Here is a 15026-nt window from a genome sequence, read left to right as displayed (position 1 = left end):
GGGGGGAAGGAGTTAAAGTGTGTGCCCTTTCGTGAATGTTCAGAATATTTAGGAGGGTGTTAATTATGAAAGTTCAGACAATTAATTTCCGTGACTTCATGAATAATGATTACAACGTAAAGAGGAAGTTTGATTATCGTTTGCCTTTGTTGTCTGTCACAACTGTTTTCTCTCCCTCTTCCTTACTCAGTCCACCGCCATTAGTAGCAAAAGCTTATTTATTAATGGGGTGTATCGGTTTTGTTTTAATTACTATGTCTTTAATGGAAAAGTACTTTGCTATAAATGGTTTTTATCAGTTTGCCTCTCAATTGTTAAAGTTCGTTAAAATTGTTATGCCCTTTGCTTTAATTGCGGCCCTTATCCTATTTGTTTATCTCAATCCTTTGTTATAAGGCTTTATCACAAAAATGTTAGAAAGCACCGAGTATATAAGGAGTGAATAGAGTGATTAAAAACTTCATGAGGAAACAACAAGCTAAATCTAAGCTGTTGCAAGCGTTTAAAGCAGGTGACTTGCATCTTACCTATAAATCAGATAACAAAGATATCCCTATCATGCCTAAAATACGTCATGTCGATATAGATCATGAAAACAAGAAACTAACGTATGTCTTTACTATTCCGTTGGGCCTCGATCCGTCCAGTTTCAAAAAGAAAATGTGGGTGTTTGAACAACAATTTGGAAAAAACATTGAGTTAGACCAGGATAATAAAAAGTTCACGTTAACCATTTACGGTCAATCACTACCTGACAAACTGATTTACAACTTTGAAAAGTACAGCTCAATTTTGAGCTCTCATAAATTACCTGTTCTTTGCGGTAAAGATGCAAACGGTCAATATGTGGCCTATGACATGGTAACCTTTCCACATCTTTTAGTGGCTGGTGAGACAGGAAGCGGAAAGAGTACTCAACTCAGAAGCGTTCTAACCACTCTTATTCAATCCGTTTCACATGATCGCTTACAAATGTATTTAGGTGATTTAAAACGCTCAGAATTCCATTTATTCAAGCGTGTGAAGCATGTGAAGGGCGTTTATACAAAAGCAAATGAACTAAAGAACGTCATGAACGAGTTGAAACGTGAAATGGAAGAACGAGGCGACTTATTGGACCAATATGAACTAACGCACATTGACGATCTCAATAAAAACACGAACCATAACAAACCTTATGTTTTAGTTTGCATCGATGAAGTGGCCTTACTCAAGAAAGAAAATGAAATTATGGCCATTATTGAGGATATAAGCGCCATAGGAAGGGCGTTAGGTGTATTCTTGATCCTTTCAATGCAACGTCCAGACCGTGACATATTAGATGGTAAACTCAAGAATAATTTGACGGTCCGTATGGGCTTTAAGCATTCCAACTTAATCAATTCACGAATTACAGATACTCCAGGTGCTGAAAAGATCAAATTAGAACAACGTGGTCGAATGTTATTAAAGCTTCATGAGTTAGTTGAAATTCAAGCTCCATATTTGAGCGATATGAAAGCGAAAAAGATATTAGAGGGGTATAAATCACCTAAAGAAGAAAATACCGAGAAACAGCCTTTAAATGCGTCTGAGACACTCGCCAATTTTGGAGAGTCAAAAATTGAGGTTGAAAAAGATGAAGTGTTTGGGGTGTTAGATGAATGAGAAAACGTGATAAGGTAATTATTGAGGATCTACAGCGGTTCCGTTGCATGTCCCGTGATGACATTTTAGATTTACATTTCAATCATTTAAAATATCCTGTTCCTGCAGCAAACAACGTATTGAAGCGGTTAAGGTTACAAGGCCACGTTACAGCGAATACCAAACAACAACCTTATATTTACTTCACCGATCCTTCACCGATCAAAACAGACAGCCAGAAAATACCGCACTTTTTAGCCATTCTCGATTTTTACAAACAAGTGAGAAAGTATGCTGAACCTTCTATATTCACCATTGAACCTAAATACGGTAAAGGGTACATGGAACCTGATATATTCATGATATGGAAGGGTGCGCCTTTCTTCGTGGAGATCCAAAAGAGTGTTTATTCTAAATCGGTAATGGGTGCCAAAATGCAACGGTATGAGGATTTTTATAATAGTCGTGAATGGGAAAGTGAACCCTGGCAAGGAGAAAAGAAATACTTTCCGAATGTGTGGTTTATTACAGATACCCGTTACGATGTGACATCTAATCATTTCCGTATTTTTCAAAGTCGGACCGTTCAGGAGTTTTTACAATCTCTCAAATAACTTAAATCTCCCCCCGGGGAAAGTTTTGAACTCAAATGTTCCCGACGTCGGGAAGTTTACTAACATCGAGGAGTGATGCAGCATGAAAAAGAAAATGGTTACTTTCGAAACTGGTGAGTTGAAGTTATTGGACCATGCTATGAAACAAGGGTTTTCTGAATATATCAAAAAACTAATAGAACAAGATATGATGCGCCCTGCACGTAAACCGAATATCTACGAAATATACACGAATAAGCACTCTCGATAGAGGGTGTTTTTCTTTTATCTACTGCACGAACATATATTCCGACCTTGTTCATATGGCTAACTATTGCTAACGTTAGTTAATAAAAACCTAAGTTTCTAACTTATATAAAAACCTTAGTAAAAATGATAATAACCCTAATTTATTAAGGTATTTAGGTTTTTACCTAAGTATTGGAGGTGTGTAAAAACATGGATAAAAACCTAAGTGAAGAAAAACCACTTACCGTTAAAGAAGTGGCCAACATACTTGATGAAACGCCTAATGTTATTCGTAATTGGGTAAAGGATCTAAAGCATTATATCCCTTTGCAAAAGAATGCATCAGGCTATAATGTGTTTGATGCAGCCGCTTTAGAGCGTATGAAATTAATACGTGAATTGCATCGAGATCGCAATTACTCTATAAAGCAAATAGAACATTATTTCGCTACTAATGGGGAGTCATATAAACCTGAACCTATAAAAGGCCCTGACGTTTTATTAGCTGAGGAATTAAAGTCAATACGTGAGGAATTACAATCCCTCAAAGAACAGAATGTACAGCAAGAAAAGTTTAATAAAGCCTTGATAACTAAGCTTGATGAACAACAAAAATACATAGACGAACGACTAAACGCACGAGATGAAGCATTACTGCATTCTCTTCGTGAAAGTATGGAAACCAGGTTACAAATAGCTACAGCACAAGAAGAGAAAAAAAGAGGTTTTTTTGCGAGGTTATTCAGTAAATGAAAATAGTGATTGAAATAAAAGTTATCAATGATGATGACGGTAATATAGTTTTTCAAAACCATCCCCAAACTGAAAACACACAGACTGACATCATAGAAACATCGAATGATTACCCTTATATTTTAACTGCAACTCATATTTCTGAAATTATGGGTATTTCTAAGCGTGTAGCTTATGAGATCATGGATTACAAAGATTTCCCTTTAATTCGGATTGGTCGAACTAAAAGAGTAAAAAGGGAATCGTTTTTTCGTTGGTTAGAGCAACAAGAAAACTCACAAAATCCACCTGAGAAAGACAAAACCTATTAAAAGGGGTGCACGAAATGGTGCAGTCCTTTTGTTATGCGGGTTTCAGGTTTTTTCAGGTTCAGCATAAGAAATCTTATGTTTCGAGTTCAATAAAAAAGGACTGCTCAAAGTTGAGCTACCTTCTTTTTCTGTTCGCAAATGATCTATTTAAATCCCTAATTTTCCCTGGTAGGCGCTCAAATTTGAGCACCTAAAATCTACGGTTAACTATTAACGAACACCCTTTGATCCATACCCTTTCTCCTTTGAACCTATATAATTCAAACTTATGCAACAGTTTTCTGTATGTTTTGTAGTGCATATATTTCGGTTTGAATATCGGAAAATTTGTATTTAACCCCTGTTTGTTAAATTCAGGATCTACTTTATTTGCTATTCTGTACATTCGCCAAATAAAGTAACTGCAATCAGTTTTAGCATATTGCTGACTGACATAATTAAGGTCATAACATGAACGACAAGCAAAGCCTAATTGACCATGGTATAACTTTCCTACTCGTTTGCCACATTGGCATAAAAACCAATAGCGATATCCTCCAAAGTGACAAGGTGTTTTATCTAAATAGATTACTTCTTGATCTTTCTTATATTCCAGCTCGATATACATCTCATTAGGATCAACAATTAACTTACTTATTGGATTACTTTTCATTTCTGCTTTTAGGTGTAATTTCTTGCCTTTCTTTAAAAAAGGAGCAAGGAAATTTATATTAAAATGTGTGTATTGTTCAACTGTTTCTTTACCTTTTTCAAGTCCTGCCGCATATCTACCACTACCGTGTCCACCCATTGTCTCACCCCTTATATACTGGTTTACCTAAATCATTAGGAAAAAACAGCATTCTTTTCTGTTCCTAAATGTTCCACATAACGAGTATTATGTTTTGAAAAAGGAGGGTTTCCCTCCCATTTACAACCCGCATTCCACATCACTTACGTTTTTATCATATTCCTTATGCCATATTGAGGTATCGAATACGCCTTGGTGTGTAGTCAGAACCCCACCTTCACCTTTTTTTATGATGAAATAATGACAGTCTGAAGATACTTCAACCTTTTGTAAGTAAGCTATCTGACCATGAAACCCTAACAGCAGATTAACTGCCTCGTTCAATGTTCCCTCTTGCAGCTTAGGCTTAAAAACTTCTGTATACATATTTACTGGTGGGATCATAGCCCATTGAGAATGACTCAAAGGTGCTGGTACTTCCTCCACTTTTGCACCTGGTGACGCGCCATAAACGACTAAACCATTGCTACCATCTTCATAAAAACCATTTAATAACACGTACACCCCGTCTGTTTGATCTAAGAACCAACAAAAGACAGGTGCATGTTCATCTAAGCGGATCTCATCAATAACTGCCTTCAGCTTCTCACCACACGCTTTTAAGTCATCTGTATAGTTAACCCTCGTTCTTAGCTTTTTCTTGATATAGAGAGCAAGCTCAGACGTTCCACCCGTTCCCATCATGACAAAAGCAGATAAGAATTCCACTTTATAACTTTTCTCCTGTGAAACTTTGAGGGGGGAACCCTCGACCGCTTCATATTCCCCCGTTTTTAGATCCTTGTAATACGTTTTATTTACTTTCCTTGTGTCTGTCGTCATCACAGCGAAATCACCACTCACACTTAACGTTGTAACTAATGTCATGCTACACTCACCCCTGCATTAAACATGGTTAATTTACTCATGAGTTTAACGTTATTTTCTGCCTCTTCATCATCTACCCCTATCGGATCTTCACCAATATCCATTGCTACCCGTGATGGTGAAGAAGTCCTCCAAAATCCAGTTATGGCATCTTTTATTGACCCTGCTACTTCGGTTACTTTTTTGATTGCAGCACCGACCATCGAACCAATACCATTAATCAAACCTTGGATAATGTCTTTACCTACTTGGAATAAATCAATACTTGTTAAGAAAGACTGAGCCTCGTCCCATAGGTCTATTACTTTTTGTTTCGCATCGGACATTTTTTCTTGTACAGAATTTACGATGTCTTGAAACTTTTGTTTAACCGTTCCCCATATATCACTAAGTACCGTAGAGAAAAACGACTTAATTCGGTTCCAAATGGAAGAAATAAGGCTTCTTACATTCTCCATTTGCGCCTTAACAGCGTTCTTCATTCCTTCAAAATCGCCTCTTACAAGGGCTTTTAGGAAGTCCAAGACGTTAGAAAATGTTCGTTTAATTGCATTCCAAACATCGGTAATGATCCCTTTTGCCATTTCCAAGTAATTAGCAATGTAATTATAGACACCTTCAAAGTTTTCTTTGACGTAATCTTTGATTTTTTGTGTAACTTCACTAAACCATGTAGCGATAGCATCCCATATTTCAATTGCTTTCTCTTTGATGGTATCCCAATTTTTATAAAGCAAAACACCTATGGCGATAGCAGCGGCAATAGCGGCAACTACTGCAAGTACTGGCCACGAAATTCCACCGATGATAGGTATTAAAAATTTAGCTGCCCCCATTAAAGCGGAAAATCCAGTAGCGAGTTTTCCTACTACAATCAATAGTGGGCCAATTGCCGCAGCAGTAGCTACAAGACCTAAAATAATATTTTGCGTTCGTGGGCTTAGTTCACTGAACTTCTCAGCGAGACTCCCTATTTTCTCTATAAATGACGTTACCGCAGGAACAATGGTATCTCTTATCAGTGGTAGTAACGTATCTTTTAAGAGAGGCATTAATTGAGTAGCGAGTGAACGACCTGTAGAAGCAAATTCCGCTTTTAATTTCTCCATTTCTTGACGGAAACCATTTGCTTCTTGTAAATCTTCCAATGACATTGCTAAATCTTCGCCCTCTTGCTTCATAGCAAACATTTCATCACTCGTCATTCCGACTATGGGAGCTATATCTTTAAAAGCTCCACCTAATAAATCCGTTCCGATCCTCGCTCGTTCCGCTGGATCTTCCACATCAGAAAGACTTTTCATAAGCGTGTCCATCTGTTCATCAGGACTCATTTTTTGTAAATCCTCAAAGCTCAACGATAATTTACCTAATGCTTTCGTTTGCTTCTCCGATCCAGTTTCAAGTTGATACATCGTTTTAGTTAGCTTTTGTGAAGCGTCAGTAACCGCGGTAGTTGACACTCCGGCATGTGCGGCAACTCGATTCCAGCCCTGGATCGAATCACTCGACATTCCAGTTATGTCAACTAAATCAAGCACCTCGTCAGCATACTGTCCTGTCTTCACACCAAGCGCCAATATTCCCGCTGATAAAGCCATGATAGGACCTGTTACAAAACCCGTCATCTTCTTTCCAGTACCCGTCATTCCATCGCCAAATTTCTTAGTTTGTTCCTGGATCCCAGTCATACCTTTTTCAACGTCTGACGTATCAATACCGAATTTGACCATTAATTCACTAATTGTAGCCATTATTATCACCCTCTCGACTGCTACGGAGGGGATAAATAAAAGCCCCCTCCATGCGTGTTTTTTTGCATAGAAAGGGCTTCTTGAGCCTCTAATTATTTAATTTTGTTCATTGTCTTACACTTAGGACACTTCAACTCAGCTTTTGCGTTAATTTCTAACTTACCGAGTAATTTATTGCACTTGCAACACCTAACAGCTATCAGAACCGCTTCCATAGGCTTATACCTTCTTCATTTCGTTTATAAGGGCTTGCATATAGTTTTTACTTTGTTGTTCCCAGGAAGGATAAAGGAAAGGTTGTGCAGCGGCCTTATAACTACCGTACTCTACCCATTGAGAATAATTAGCTGAATTGAAAACTTCAGCCGTTGCACCATCATTTTCAAATCTGATCCCCATTGAATTCTTTAAGTTACCTGTATCTACAGGTGCACGGGCAATAGCACCACCCTCTACAGATACAGCAGTTTCAGCAACAATTTTTTTTAATCCTTCAGGTTTTTCTTTTGCGTATCGCTTAAGTTCTTTTTGTAACTTGTCTAAACCATTCACCTTAATATTAATCTTCAAGGGATCACCCCTTTACTTTGTAATAGTTAAACAAACAAGCAGCTAAGCAGATAATGACTATAGGTAACGTAATCCACTTCGTTAAAAACCGCCCTATTTCAATCATTTCTTTTTCCTTACAAACTCATGAAATTCGATCATAAGACCTTTAGTATGGATAAACTCCATAAGATTAACGTTTTGAGTCGTTAACCCTTCAGCTCTTTTGGTTAGATGGTCAATTTGCCCGTCAACTTCTTTCAATTGAGCCGCTTGTTTTTCAAATCTTTCTTGGTATTTTTCTAACTCTTTTATGATTTTCGCTTCATCCATTCGGCACACCTCGAAACATAATTTTGGTTATGTCTTATTTTGTGATATTCAATTTTTGGGCCAAATCAGCAATTGTTTTTTGAAAATCAGAATGTTCATTAGCCTTTTGTTCTTTCTCTTTTTCGGACTCTTTTTTCACGGACTCATTATAAATTTTTTCGAATTCAGTAATTACCTCTTCTTTCATTCCTGTTTCTTTTAAGAAATTCACTAATGCTTTTTTACTCATCTTCAAAACCTCCAATAGTTTGTTTTAATTGTTTGTAATCGACCTCTAAGCCTTTTAAATGCGAACTATAAATATCATCAACCGTCAAAGGCATGTAACCCAGCTTTTGATGATACATAGACCCAAATTCCTTCTGCTTCTCAGGGCTATGCTTGAGCACAAAACCTAACTGTTCTTTCTTTTTACGTTCCAGTCGAACTACTTCACCGAGTTCAACAATTTCCTTCAAATAATTCTCTTTCGCTTTTTGGACCCGTTCATGTATGGATTTATATTCTTCGTCAAATACAACAAGATCCTCTGAAATGCTTACTACCGCTTTATTAGCAGCATTTTTTACTAAACCACTTGTATTTACTTCTGAGCTATTAAGTACATTCAGTTTGCGAGTATGGCTTTCAATGTTCTTTTTAAGGTTAAAGATAACCTCAAATAGCTGATCCGCTTTCTTGTCTTCCCCTTCTAAAATAAGGTTTTTATACTCTTGTTCATGCAAACGAAGTTGATCTTGTTCACCCCTGATTGTAAGTGCCAACCCTCTTTTCTTTTCCTTAACTCCATCCAATGTATCTAAAAACTCTTGATATGCGTTTTCCATGCTAATCCCCCTATACCACTTTTTCTTTATTAGTTTTTACAGAAGCCTTAAAATTCGTTATAAACTCACGCTTTCCTTTACGTTCTCTATCGTTTTTCCGCTTAATTGCAGATGCCTTTTCCTGTCTCTCACGTTCATATTCAGTCATGCGCTTTTCTTCAATACCAGACCGAATTTCAAGTATTCCAGCAAACAACTTTTCTTTGATACTATTTAGCAATTCGTTTTCATAGTTCTGGTGGATCTGTGGAACACTATCACCGATATAAATAGACCGTACGATGTCTTGTTCTCTTGAAGTTAAGCGACTCATTGCATCAAATAACACCGCTTGATCTCTTTTTAATACCTCTACACGCTTAACGATGCTTTCTCTCGCTTCCTCACGTTCTATAACGATCTTTTCCACATCAACACCCCTTACTCTAATTTCACCGTCTATTGGTATTGTCATCGTCGGGTAAATATCCTCGTCCAATTCTTCTTCAAACTCAATCAAGAAATTTTCTATAATAGGCATATCTTTAACTAATTGAAATAATCGCCTTAATTCATGGTGTATAAAGAGAATTTCCTCACTCATTTTACCCTCCTATTCTCAAACAAATATGATATAATGAGAATATACGTTCGAACTGGTACGGGTATATTAGAGAGGGGATTTTCACCCTCTCCTTTTTTTATGTGCTTCTCAATGCCTCAATCAGGTCTATATTGTGTTTATTCGCAATATTACGGATCAACGCCTTTTCTCTCTCACTAATCTTCCTTACTCTCGATGACAATTGAGTAATCGCTAATTTTTCCTCACTCATTGTCACTGGAATAAAAAAGCCGCTTTCTTTAAACTTAGTTGAACTCCCGATGATATAACCGTATTTCACAATCAATTGATTAACGCATTGTCTAATTCTTACACTTGATATACCTGTAAGTTTCTGTATATCATTAACAGTGATAGCATTTTCTAAGCCTTCTCTCAAAAGGCTAAGTACCTGCCTATGTTCGAGCGGCAACTCGTCCATGGGCTTTTTTTCGTGGTCATTCTCCTTCATCATGTCTCACCCCCTTTCAAGTGGAAACATAATTCTGCTTAGGTGTTGTGTTGTAATTCCTTAGCTTTACGCATCCAAAAGCGTTCATAAATTTCTTTTACTTTGTCGGGATTATTTTCTCTCCATTCTCTTTGCTTTTGTCGGATGCGCTCTCTATTTTGCTTTCTGTACTCTCTCATGTATTCTTTTCTCACTTCATCCAAGTTTGGCATTTACCATCACCTCTTAATGTTAAATAAACTCATTTTCCGTCCTCTTCCAGACGTTTCACCAACAATTTCAATATAACCTTTAGCTAATAAATATCTGATTGCTTCACCACATTTTCTTTCACTAACTCCACACCATGCACGAGCGAAACGCCAACTAAAAGGCGTAGGTTCATTTGGTGTATAAAGCCATTTGCACCCTAACAATAACTTGAAGCCCTCATAAACCTTTTTTACCGTTTCTTTTTCATTGTTTGGTAGTATCTTAGCTTTTACTGGATACGGATCAATCATTTGTAAATCAACTAACATCCTAATGGACCATGTAGCAAACTCAGGCTTTCCAATGTGCTTTTCTCCAAGTTCTCCCCTTGTATTCATTGTAACTACTTTTTTGTAATGGATAGATGCATAGGCTTCTGGCAGCATTAAAACTTGTTCGTTAAATCCCCCATGCCAATCCCTATAAACAAACACCCCGTTATCCCCTTTGTAGATACTTGCTGAAGGTTTGCTATCATCATGACCTGGAATAATACACTTAAAGCCTTGTCCGATTTCTCTTTCAATCCCCATGTAGTCTAAAAAGCGTTGTGCCACTTCTTCACTACTAAACCACTGTGTTAGTTTACTGCTGTCAAACTGCCCTAAGGTCTGTATTTTAGGATACTTCTTGGGGGGTGTAGCGAGTAATGAATATTCATTACTTGCTTCACCCTTTTCCTTAGGTTTCTTAGTCACCAGTTTCAATAGCCATTCAGGAGGATCGGCAAGTGGTATCTCCTCAATATGCATACCTTCAACCCATTCATATTTAGGGGTATTGGGTAAAAGTGCATAACCTCCATCGCCTCTAATGTCTACTTTGTTTAGAATGTTAGCTTTAGATGTAATTGGCTTGTTAGGATATTTGTAATAATAGTGAAAACCGCCACTTTGGGTTCTAACGCACGGGGTAAGGGGTAAACTTTTACCTTTAAGTGACTCCATGCCTCCAAGATCCACATCTAAAATAATAATTCCACTAATATTCCCAGTAACAACAGCAATACCTTCTGCACTTTCCCATTCAATGCGCTCTTGTGGAGTAGGTAAACGGTATTGATACCCTTTCCATGATTTCTTGCCATTCTCTTTAGGGAGTAGATCAAAGTCAGGGAGCTTGTCCTGTTTAACAGGTATAAAACTCCATTTCCTCTTTCTGCATTCGTGAATAGTATCTATAATATTTTCGTTTTCTTCTTGTGGATGTAATGTTACGAGCTTATCAGACACAAAAATAGTCACCCCTTCCCTAATCGGATTGGATGACTATCACCATTTTTTCACCTTATGTAACGAACTGTCTGAACACCACTTTAGTACCGATAATTATCACTTTTTGTACATTTATTTGCACATTTTGATAACTATACGTTACATTTCGCTATATTTATAGCAATTTTTATGTTGCGCTAACACTATGTTAGTGGTATGATATTTATAGACAATTTAGTTTTAGGGTGACTACGGTAATAGTCATCATTTTTAAAGGTGATCGGCGAAAATCACCTTAACGTGACGTAAGGCGGCGAACCTTGCGTCTTTTCGTGTTTTATCCTTTTTTCATTATATCATTTTTTGTTGTCAAGTGCAATCTCTTTAGTATAATTTGTCTAATTATTGAGAACGCTATTAAATTAGGGGGTACGAGCTGTCACTCAATACCCCCTTATTCGGATCATCTTTATTGATTGTCTTTTTCAAAGAATTGTATTTGTATAAACATATTACTTTGAGGTTCTTTTATTTCAATTACATGCTTATCTTTTATGATTTTTGCATATTCAGTAATAAATAATTGATTTCTTTTTTCTTCAAATTCTACCAACATGCCAGGCTTATTAGTGTAAATCCCGTATAAACCTTCTTGCATGTCATATTGACCTTCTATTGGAGTTAAAAAAGCTTGTTTTATATTCAGATAGCTAAGAAAATTAGTTCCTGGTTTTTTCCCAGGTATTGAAGTGACGTTAAACGATATATAATTCCCTTTATTTTGATTGAAAAGTGTTACTAATTCCGAAACAGTTAATTTTGTTCCTGTTCTCATATGACAGTACAACTCCTTGTAATAATGTATTTTTTCACATAATGCGGATTATGTGTTGTGTTTGTGAGCAAAGTAGGAGGAATAAACCTTTACTTTGTAGTAAACTATATATAAGTGTTGTTACTTATTTTGTGTGACCGATCAGTTGCAGCTGGTCGGTTTTCTCTTTGTTCTTTAATTTCATTTCTAATACCGCAAGATTGATTGTTGTCTTTTTCTTTTCTTTTGGTATTACTCCTTGCATGGCTAACAGATAACCCATAACAAACGCCTCTTTTGAAGCTTCAGACACCCACTCAGCCGCTTTGTCTATCAGTTCGCTTTCAACTTCACATGGGAGTTGTAACTCGGCCAATAAATCGTCCCAGTCGTCTTTTTCTACTACATCATCAACAAACTTTATAGATCCTTCTAATTCCGCTTGTTCATCGATTAATTGGTCATATAACTTTTCCGCTAAGTTCATTACATTACCCCTTTTCATTTATAGTTTTTATTGCTTATTTCGGTCCTTTTCTGATAACTCCTTAAATAAATCTAAAAGAACTCCCCTTGTTTCTGGATCGCAATCTCCAAGCCAATAGATAATTTTAGCTTCTTGATCCGTTATAGACCTTTCCAATCCTTTAGTAAGCACGCGCACCATTTCTTTTCTCGTCTCTCCTGGTTTGACAAAAGGATAAAACTTTTCTTTTTCTGTCATTGGACTCACTCCTTTTCTTTTCTCTTCTCTTCATTTTGTTTAACCATCTTTTTATAAGTAGCCACAAAATTTTTAAAGGCTTCATCACTTAAATATGGCCGACCGACATTCTTAATTGTCGATTTACTTGAGTTCACTTCTCCACCTCCTATAAATCATTTACAGCCGCTACAAGTTCGCTACGTGTTTTACGTGTGTAAATTCGTGTTGTGTTTATATCGCTATGCCCTGCAAGATCAGCAACGGTATCAATGGAATAACCATTTTCGATTAACATTTTACAATAAAGGTGTCTAAAATTGTGAGCATGTGCCCTTACTTCGCTTACACCTGCAATTTCAGCGTACTTTTTAATCATATGGTGTACAGTATGCCTATTGATTGGTCCTCTTTGCCCCGTGAATAGCTTCTCAGACGTTTTAACACGATGAGGGATGTATTCAGCCCAGACCGTTCTCAAGCTCACAGGAACGAAAATATCACGGTATTTACTGCCCTTCCCTTTAATCGTGATAGATTGCTTTTCAATGTCACTGGTAGTTAGTTGGAGCATTTCACTAACTCGCATTCCTGTTTTAAGCAACGTATAGAAAACTGCTTTTGCTCTAATGTCGTTATTTCTGACGGCAGCCTCCACCATCTTTTCAAAGTCTTGCTTCTCTAACATCTCTTCTAAATAATCCTGACGATGCTGTTTTTCTGGCTTCACTTTAACTGTTAACCCTAACTTGAAGTGTTCATTAAGGAAGTCGAGGAACTGCTTCATGCTGACTAATTTTCTGTTGATCGTTTTAATGGTCATTTCTTTGTTGTTCAGATGCTTCTTAAAGCCCTCCACATCGTTTTTAGTAACATCCTTAATGTCTTTACCATAGAACGTTAAGAACTGCTCTACATCCCTTACATAACTCCCTATGGTGTTGTCACTCTTTTCATTTTCCTTCAAGAAATCCACAAACGACTCAATATAATTCATGGCGTTCCCCTCCAACCTTCCTTTAATTTTGATCTCGAGTCTTAAGCCACTGAACAACATCTTCCCAATCATAACGAGTAACCTTATGGGAAATCTTAATTTTAGGTAATCCCTCACGTTGCAGTTTATAAATCTGTTGTTCACTTACTCCAAGCTTTTCTGATAATTCCTTAATGCCAATTAATTTTTCATCAACCATTTGATTTCCCTCTCTTTCGTTAAGATAACTATACAATAACTATACATGGGGTGTCAATAACTTTATTGTAAGTTTTTTACTTAATTTCCTACATAACTATTATTATGTTTCGAGTTTGTCTATAAGTACTGATTTATCAACGTTTTCACTGAGTGAGAAATTTCCCTCAGTCCTTTTAGTTTACATAATGTCGGAAAAAATCATAAAAAATACGACCTAAGTTAAACTTAGACCGTCAATAAAGCGAACGTACGTGCTATAATTAAGTTATTTTAGCTTCTTTTTCAATCCGTTTTAATATTCCTCTCATATCCTTATAAATCCTCTTTCCAGAAAATCGAAGCACCTTCCAACCGTTCGCCCTTAGATATTCATTCTTTCGCCTGTCATGGGCTTTTTGTTGTGGGGTAGAGTGATAAGCTTCCCCGTCGCATTCAATCGCTATACGGTCCCCTGGCAACGCTAAATCAATACGATAGCGGCCACATGGCACCTGTGTAGCAACGTAATAACCGTTATTCACCAAAACTTTATATAAACGTTGTTCAATTGGAGACTCGCACCGATCCAAAGGAGTGACCACCTTTTCAGGCACATGTTTTCTTTTAAGAAAGAGTATCAATGGAATAACCAGAATAACCGCAAACACTATATATTCAATTGTTTTCTGATCCATCTTTTTCACCTCACAAGTACGCGCGCATTTTTGGGCATCTACTTCATTAGCTATTACTCAAAAAAGAGTAACAGCAAATTCATTAGCTGATGAATTAAAAATTATTTAGGTACAAGCAACTTATTTCAAGATGCTGCATAGGTTGTTAATGACTTAGATAATTCATTAGCGTAACGGAATTTTCCGCTACCAAAAATTCATTAGCCAATTCATTCAAAAATTCATTTCCTGCTTCATTATCCTTAATTCATTAATTCCCCATTTTCCATTGGTATATAAGCATTTTGTATTTTGTTTAAAAAAAGGAGGTTGGGGGGTTAGGATGGTGGGGGTGCGGGGGAGGAAACCAGGGGGGAAGGAGTTAAAGTGTGTGCCCTTTCGTGAATGTTCAGAATATTTAGGAGGGTGTTAATTATGAAAGTTCAGACAATTAATTTCCGTGACTTCATGAATAATGATTACAA

Annotated in this window: 25 protein-coding genes; 6 read left to right on the top strand and 19 right to left on the bottom strand. The window is 36.9% G+C overall.

The annotated features are described in order from the left end of the window. Positions 1 to 65 precede the first annotated feature (65 nt). From BK574_RS26775 to BK574_RS26755, 6 genes are all read left to right on the top strand, one after another. Entirely contained in the window at positions 66 to 395 is a 330-nt protein-coding gene (locus BK574_RS26775; protein WP_078431016.1) for a hypothetical protein, read from the top strand. A gap of 52 nt (positions 396 to 447) precedes the next feature. After that, on the top strand, positions 448 to 1647 hold the full coding sequence (locus BK574_RS26770) for an FtsK/SpoIIIE domain-containing protein (protein WP_078431015.1): 1200 nt from the start codon (positions 448 to 450) through the stop codon (positions 1645 to 1647). Further along, positions 1644 to 2240, top strand: a complete 597-nt coding sequence (locus BK574_RS26765) for a replication-relaxation family protein (RefSeq protein WP_078431014.1) — start codon at positions 1644 to 1646, stop codon at positions 2238 to 2240. Before BK574_RS26770 ends, BK574_RS26765 begins: the two co-directional genes overlap by 4 nt. Positions 2241 to 2322: 82 nt before the next feature. Beyond that, a complete protein-coding gene (locus BK574_RS27810) occupies positions 2323 to 2490 on the top strand; it encodes a hypothetical protein (RefSeq protein WP_158211777.1) in 168 nt (55 codons plus the stop codon). A gap of 188 nt (positions 2491 to 2678) precedes the next feature. Then, positions 2679 to 3221 (top strand): MerR family transcriptional regulator, encoded by a 543-nt coding sequence (locus BK574_RS26760; protein ID WP_078431013.1) that lies wholly within the window; start codon positions 2679 to 2681, stop codon positions 3219 to 3221. Between the two features lie 5 nt (positions 3222 to 3226). Further along, positions 3227 to 3532 carry a helix-turn-helix domain-containing protein gene (locus BK574_RS26755; RefSeq protein WP_238458156.1) on the top strand — a complete coding sequence of 102 codons (306 nt, stop codon included), beginning with the start codon at positions 3227 to 3229 and terminating at the stop codon, positions 3530 to 3532. A gap of 190 nt (positions 3533 to 3722) precedes the next feature. Here BK574_RS26755 and BK574_RS26750 read toward each other — a convergent pair whose 3' ends face one another. The 19 genes from BK574_RS26750 to BK574_RS26675 all read right to left on the bottom strand — a co-directional run bounded on the left by BK574_RS26750 (position 3723) and on the right by BK574_RS26675 (position 14562). After that, positions 3723 to 4322, bottom strand: coding sequence for a hypothetical protein (locus BK574_RS26750; RefSeq protein ID WP_078431011.1), 600 nt, complete (start codon positions 4320 to 4322; stop codon positions 3723 to 3725). Between the two features lie 120 nt (positions 4323 to 4442). Beyond that, positions 4443 to 5189 carry a hypothetical protein gene (locus BK574_RS26745; protein ID WP_078431010.1) on the bottom strand — a complete coding sequence of 249 codons (747 nt, stop codon included), beginning with the start codon at positions 5187 to 5189 and terminating at the stop codon, positions 4443 to 4445. After that, on the bottom strand, positions 5186 to 6943 hold the full coding sequence (locus BK574_RS26740; RefSeq protein ID WP_078431009.1) for a phage tail tape measure protein: 1758 nt from the start codon (positions 6941 to 6943) through the stop codon (positions 5186 to 5188). Before BK574_RS26740 ends, BK574_RS26745 begins: the two co-directional genes overlap by 4 nt. Positions 6944 to 7035: 92 nt before the next feature. Beyond that, positions 7036 to 7158: a Com family DNA-binding transcriptional regulator gene (locus BK574_RS29350; protein ID WP_078431008.1), complete on the bottom strand. Its 123-nt coding sequence runs from the start codon at positions 7156 to 7158 to the stop codon at positions 7036 to 7038. A 4-nt stretch (positions 7159 to 7162) separates the two neighbouring features. Next, positions 7163 to 7513, bottom strand: a complete 351-nt coding sequence (locus tag BK574_RS26730) for an HK97-gp10 family putative phage morphogenesis protein (RefSeq protein ID WP_078431007.1) — start codon at positions 7511 to 7513, stop codon at positions 7163 to 7165. A gap of 102 nt (positions 7514 to 7615) precedes the next feature. Beyond that, positions 7616 to 7825 carry a hypothetical protein gene (locus tag BK574_RS26725; protein WP_078431006.1) on the bottom strand — a complete coding sequence of 70 codons (210 nt, stop codon included), beginning with the start codon at positions 7823 to 7825 and terminating at the stop codon, positions 7616 to 7618. 34 nt (positions 7826 to 7859) lie between these two features. Continuing rightward, the gene (locus tag BK574_RS26720; protein WP_078431005.1) at positions 7860 to 8054 is read right to left on the bottom strand and encodes a hypothetical protein; all 195 of its coding nucleotides are present in this window, start codon (positions 8052 to 8054) and stop codon (positions 7860 to 7862) included. Next, positions 8047 to 8652 carry a hypothetical protein gene (locus BK574_RS26715; protein WP_078431004.1) on the bottom strand — a complete coding sequence of 202 codons (606 nt, stop codon included), beginning with the start codon at positions 8650 to 8652 and terminating at the stop codon, positions 8047 to 8049. Before BK574_RS26715 ends, BK574_RS26720 begins: the two co-directional genes overlap by 8 nt. Positions 8653 to 8662: 10 nt before the next feature. Continuing rightward, the gene (locus BK574_RS26710) at positions 8663 to 9235 is read right to left on the bottom strand and encodes a hypothetical protein (protein ID WP_078431003.1); all 573 of its coding nucleotides are present in this window, start codon (positions 9233 to 9235) and stop codon (positions 8663 to 8665) included. Positions 9236 to 9332: 97 nt separating this feature from the next. Further along, entirely contained in the window at positions 9333 to 9707 is a 375-nt protein-coding gene (locus tag BK574_RS26705) for a hypothetical protein (protein ID WP_218970644.1), read from the bottom strand. Between the two features lie 38 nt (positions 9708 to 9745). Then, a complete protein-coding gene (locus BK574_RS27210; RefSeq protein WP_218970645.1) occupies positions 9746 to 9919 on the bottom strand; it encodes a hypothetical protein in 174 nt (57 codons plus the stop codon). A 6-nt stretch (positions 9920 to 9925) separates the two neighbouring features. Then, positions 9926 to 11191, bottom strand: coding sequence for a bifunctional DNA primase/polymerase (locus BK574_RS26700; protein ID WP_158211776.1), 1266 nt, complete (start codon positions 11189 to 11191; stop codon positions 9926 to 9928). 451 nt (positions 11192 to 11642) lie between these two features. After that, entirely contained in the window at positions 11643 to 12008 is a 366-nt protein-coding gene (locus tag BK574_RS26695; RefSeq protein ID WP_078431000.1) for a hypothetical protein, read from the bottom strand. A 124-nt stretch (positions 12009 to 12132) separates the two neighbouring features. Next, on the bottom strand, positions 12133 to 12474 hold the full coding sequence (locus tag BK574_RS26690) for a hypothetical protein (protein ID WP_078430999.1): 342 nt from the start codon (positions 12472 to 12474) through the stop codon (positions 12133 to 12135). Positions 12475 to 12501: 27 nt separating this feature from the next. Then, positions 12502 to 12711 carry a hypothetical protein gene (locus BK574_RS26685; protein WP_078430998.1) on the bottom strand — a complete coding sequence of 70 codons (210 nt, stop codon included), beginning with the start codon at positions 12709 to 12711 and terminating at the stop codon, positions 12502 to 12504. A 5-nt stretch (positions 12712 to 12716) separates the two neighbouring features. After that, positions 12717 to 12848 (bottom strand): hypothetical protein, encoded by a 132-nt coding sequence (locus BK574_RS29005; protein ID WP_274379472.1) that lies wholly within the window; start codon positions 12846 to 12848, stop codon positions 12717 to 12719. A gap of 11 nt (positions 12849 to 12859) precedes the next feature. Continuing rightward, a complete protein-coding gene (locus BK574_RS26680; RefSeq protein ID WP_078430997.1) occupies positions 12860 to 13687 on the bottom strand; it encodes a tyrosine-type recombinase/integrase in 828 nt (275 codons plus the stop codon). 22 nt (positions 13688 to 13709) lie between these two features. Beyond that, entirely contained in the window at positions 13710 to 13886 is a 177-nt protein-coding gene (locus tag BK574_RS27205) for a helix-turn-helix transcriptional regulator (protein ID WP_142248109.1), read from the bottom strand. Positions 13887 to 14148: 262 nt separating this feature from the next. Next, positions 14149 to 14562: an endonuclease domain-containing protein gene (locus BK574_RS26675; protein WP_078430996.1), complete on the bottom strand. Its 414-nt coding sequence runs from the start codon at positions 14560 to 14562 to the stop codon at positions 14149 to 14151. Positions 14563 to 15026: the final 464 nt, after the last annotated feature.

The organism is Alkalihalobacterium alkalinitrilicum (assembly GCF_002019605.1).
GTDB lineage: Bacteria > Bacillota > Bacilli > Bacillales > Bacillaceae_F > Alkalihalobacterium > Alkalihalobacterium alkalinitrilicum.
The sequence above is the reverse complement of the archived record's forward strand: the minus strand, read 5'-3'. Positions and strand labels throughout refer to the sequence as shown.

Bases quoted from the DNA above. Each gene is read 5' to 3' on its own strand.
- BK574_RS26775 (WP_078431016.1), top strand. From the start codon at position 66: ATGAAAGTTCAGACAATTAATTTCCGTGACTTCATGAATAATGATTAC.
- BK574_RS26765 (WP_078431014.1), top strand. From the start codon at position 1,644: ATGAGAAAACGTGATAAGGTAATTATTGAGGATCTACAGCGGTTCCGT.
- BK574_RS27810 (WP_158211777.1), top strand. From the start codon at position 2,323: ATGAAAAAGAAAATGGTTACTTTCGAAACTGGTGAGTTGAAGTTATTG.
- BK574_RS26760 (WP_078431013.1), top strand. From the start codon at position 2,679: ATGGATAAAAACCTAAGTGAAGAAAAACCACTTACCGTTAAAGAAGTG.
- BK574_RS26750 (WP_078431011.1), bottom strand. From the start codon at position 4,322: ATGGGTGGACACGGTAGTGGTAGATATGCGGCAGGACTTGAAAAAGGT.
- BK574_RS26745 (WP_078431010.1), bottom strand. From the start codon at position 5,189: ATGACATTAGTTACAACGTTAAGTGTGAGTGGTGATTTCGCTGTGATG.
- BK574_RS26740 (WP_078431009.1), bottom strand. From the start codon at position 6,943: ATGGCTACAATTAGTGAATTAATGGTCAAATTCGGTATTGATACGTCA.
- BK574_RS29350 (WP_078431008.1), bottom strand. From the start codon at position 7,158: ATGGAAGCGGTTCTGATAGCTGTTAGGTGTTGCAAGTGCAATAAATTA.
- BK574_RS26725 (WP_078431006.1), bottom strand. From the start codon at position 7,825: ATGGATGAAGCGAAAATCATAAAAGAGTTAGAAAAATACCAAGAAAGA.
- BK574_RS26720 (WP_078431005.1), bottom strand. From the start codon at position 8,054: ATGAGTAAAAAAGCATTAGTGAATTTCTTAAAAGAAACAGGAATGAAA.
- BK574_RS26715 (WP_078431004.1), bottom strand. From the start codon at position 8,652: ATGGAAAACGCATATCAAGAGTTTTTAGATACATTGGATGGAGTTAAG.
- BK574_RS26710 (WP_078431003.1), bottom strand. From the start codon at position 9,235: ATGAGTGAGGAAATTCTCTTTATACACCATGAATTAAGGCGATTATTT.
- BK574_RS26705 (WP_218970644.1), bottom strand. From the start codon at position 9,707: ATGAAGGAGAATGACCACGAAAAAAAGCCCATGGACGAGTTGCCGCTC.
- BK574_RS27210 (WP_218970645.1), bottom strand. From the start codon at position 9,919: ATGCCAAACTTGGATGAAGTGAGAAAAGAATACATGAGAGAGTACAGA.
- BK574_RS26695 (WP_078431000.1), bottom strand. From the start codon at position 12,008: ATGAGAACAGGAACAAAATTAACTGTTTCGGAATTAGTAACACTTTTC.
- BK574_RS26690 (WP_078430999.1), bottom strand. From the start codon at position 12,474: ATGAACTTAGCGGAAAAGTTATATGACCAATTAATCGATGAACAAGCG.
- BK574_RS26685 (WP_078430998.1), bottom strand. From the start codon at position 12,711: ATGACAGAAAAAGAAAAGTTTTATCCTTTTGTCAAACCAGGAGAGACG.
- BK574_RS26680 (WP_078430997.1), bottom strand. From the start codon at position 13,687: ATGAATTATATTGAGTCGTTTGTGGATTTCTTGAAGGAAAATGAAAAG.
- BK574_RS27205 (WP_142248109.1), bottom strand. From the start codon at position 13,886: ATGGTTGATGAAAAATTAATTGGCATTAAGGAATTATCAGAAAAGCTT.
- BK574_RS26675 (WP_078430996.1), bottom strand. From the start codon at position 14,562: ATGGATCAGAAAACAATTGAATATATAGTGTTTGCGGTTATTCTGGTT.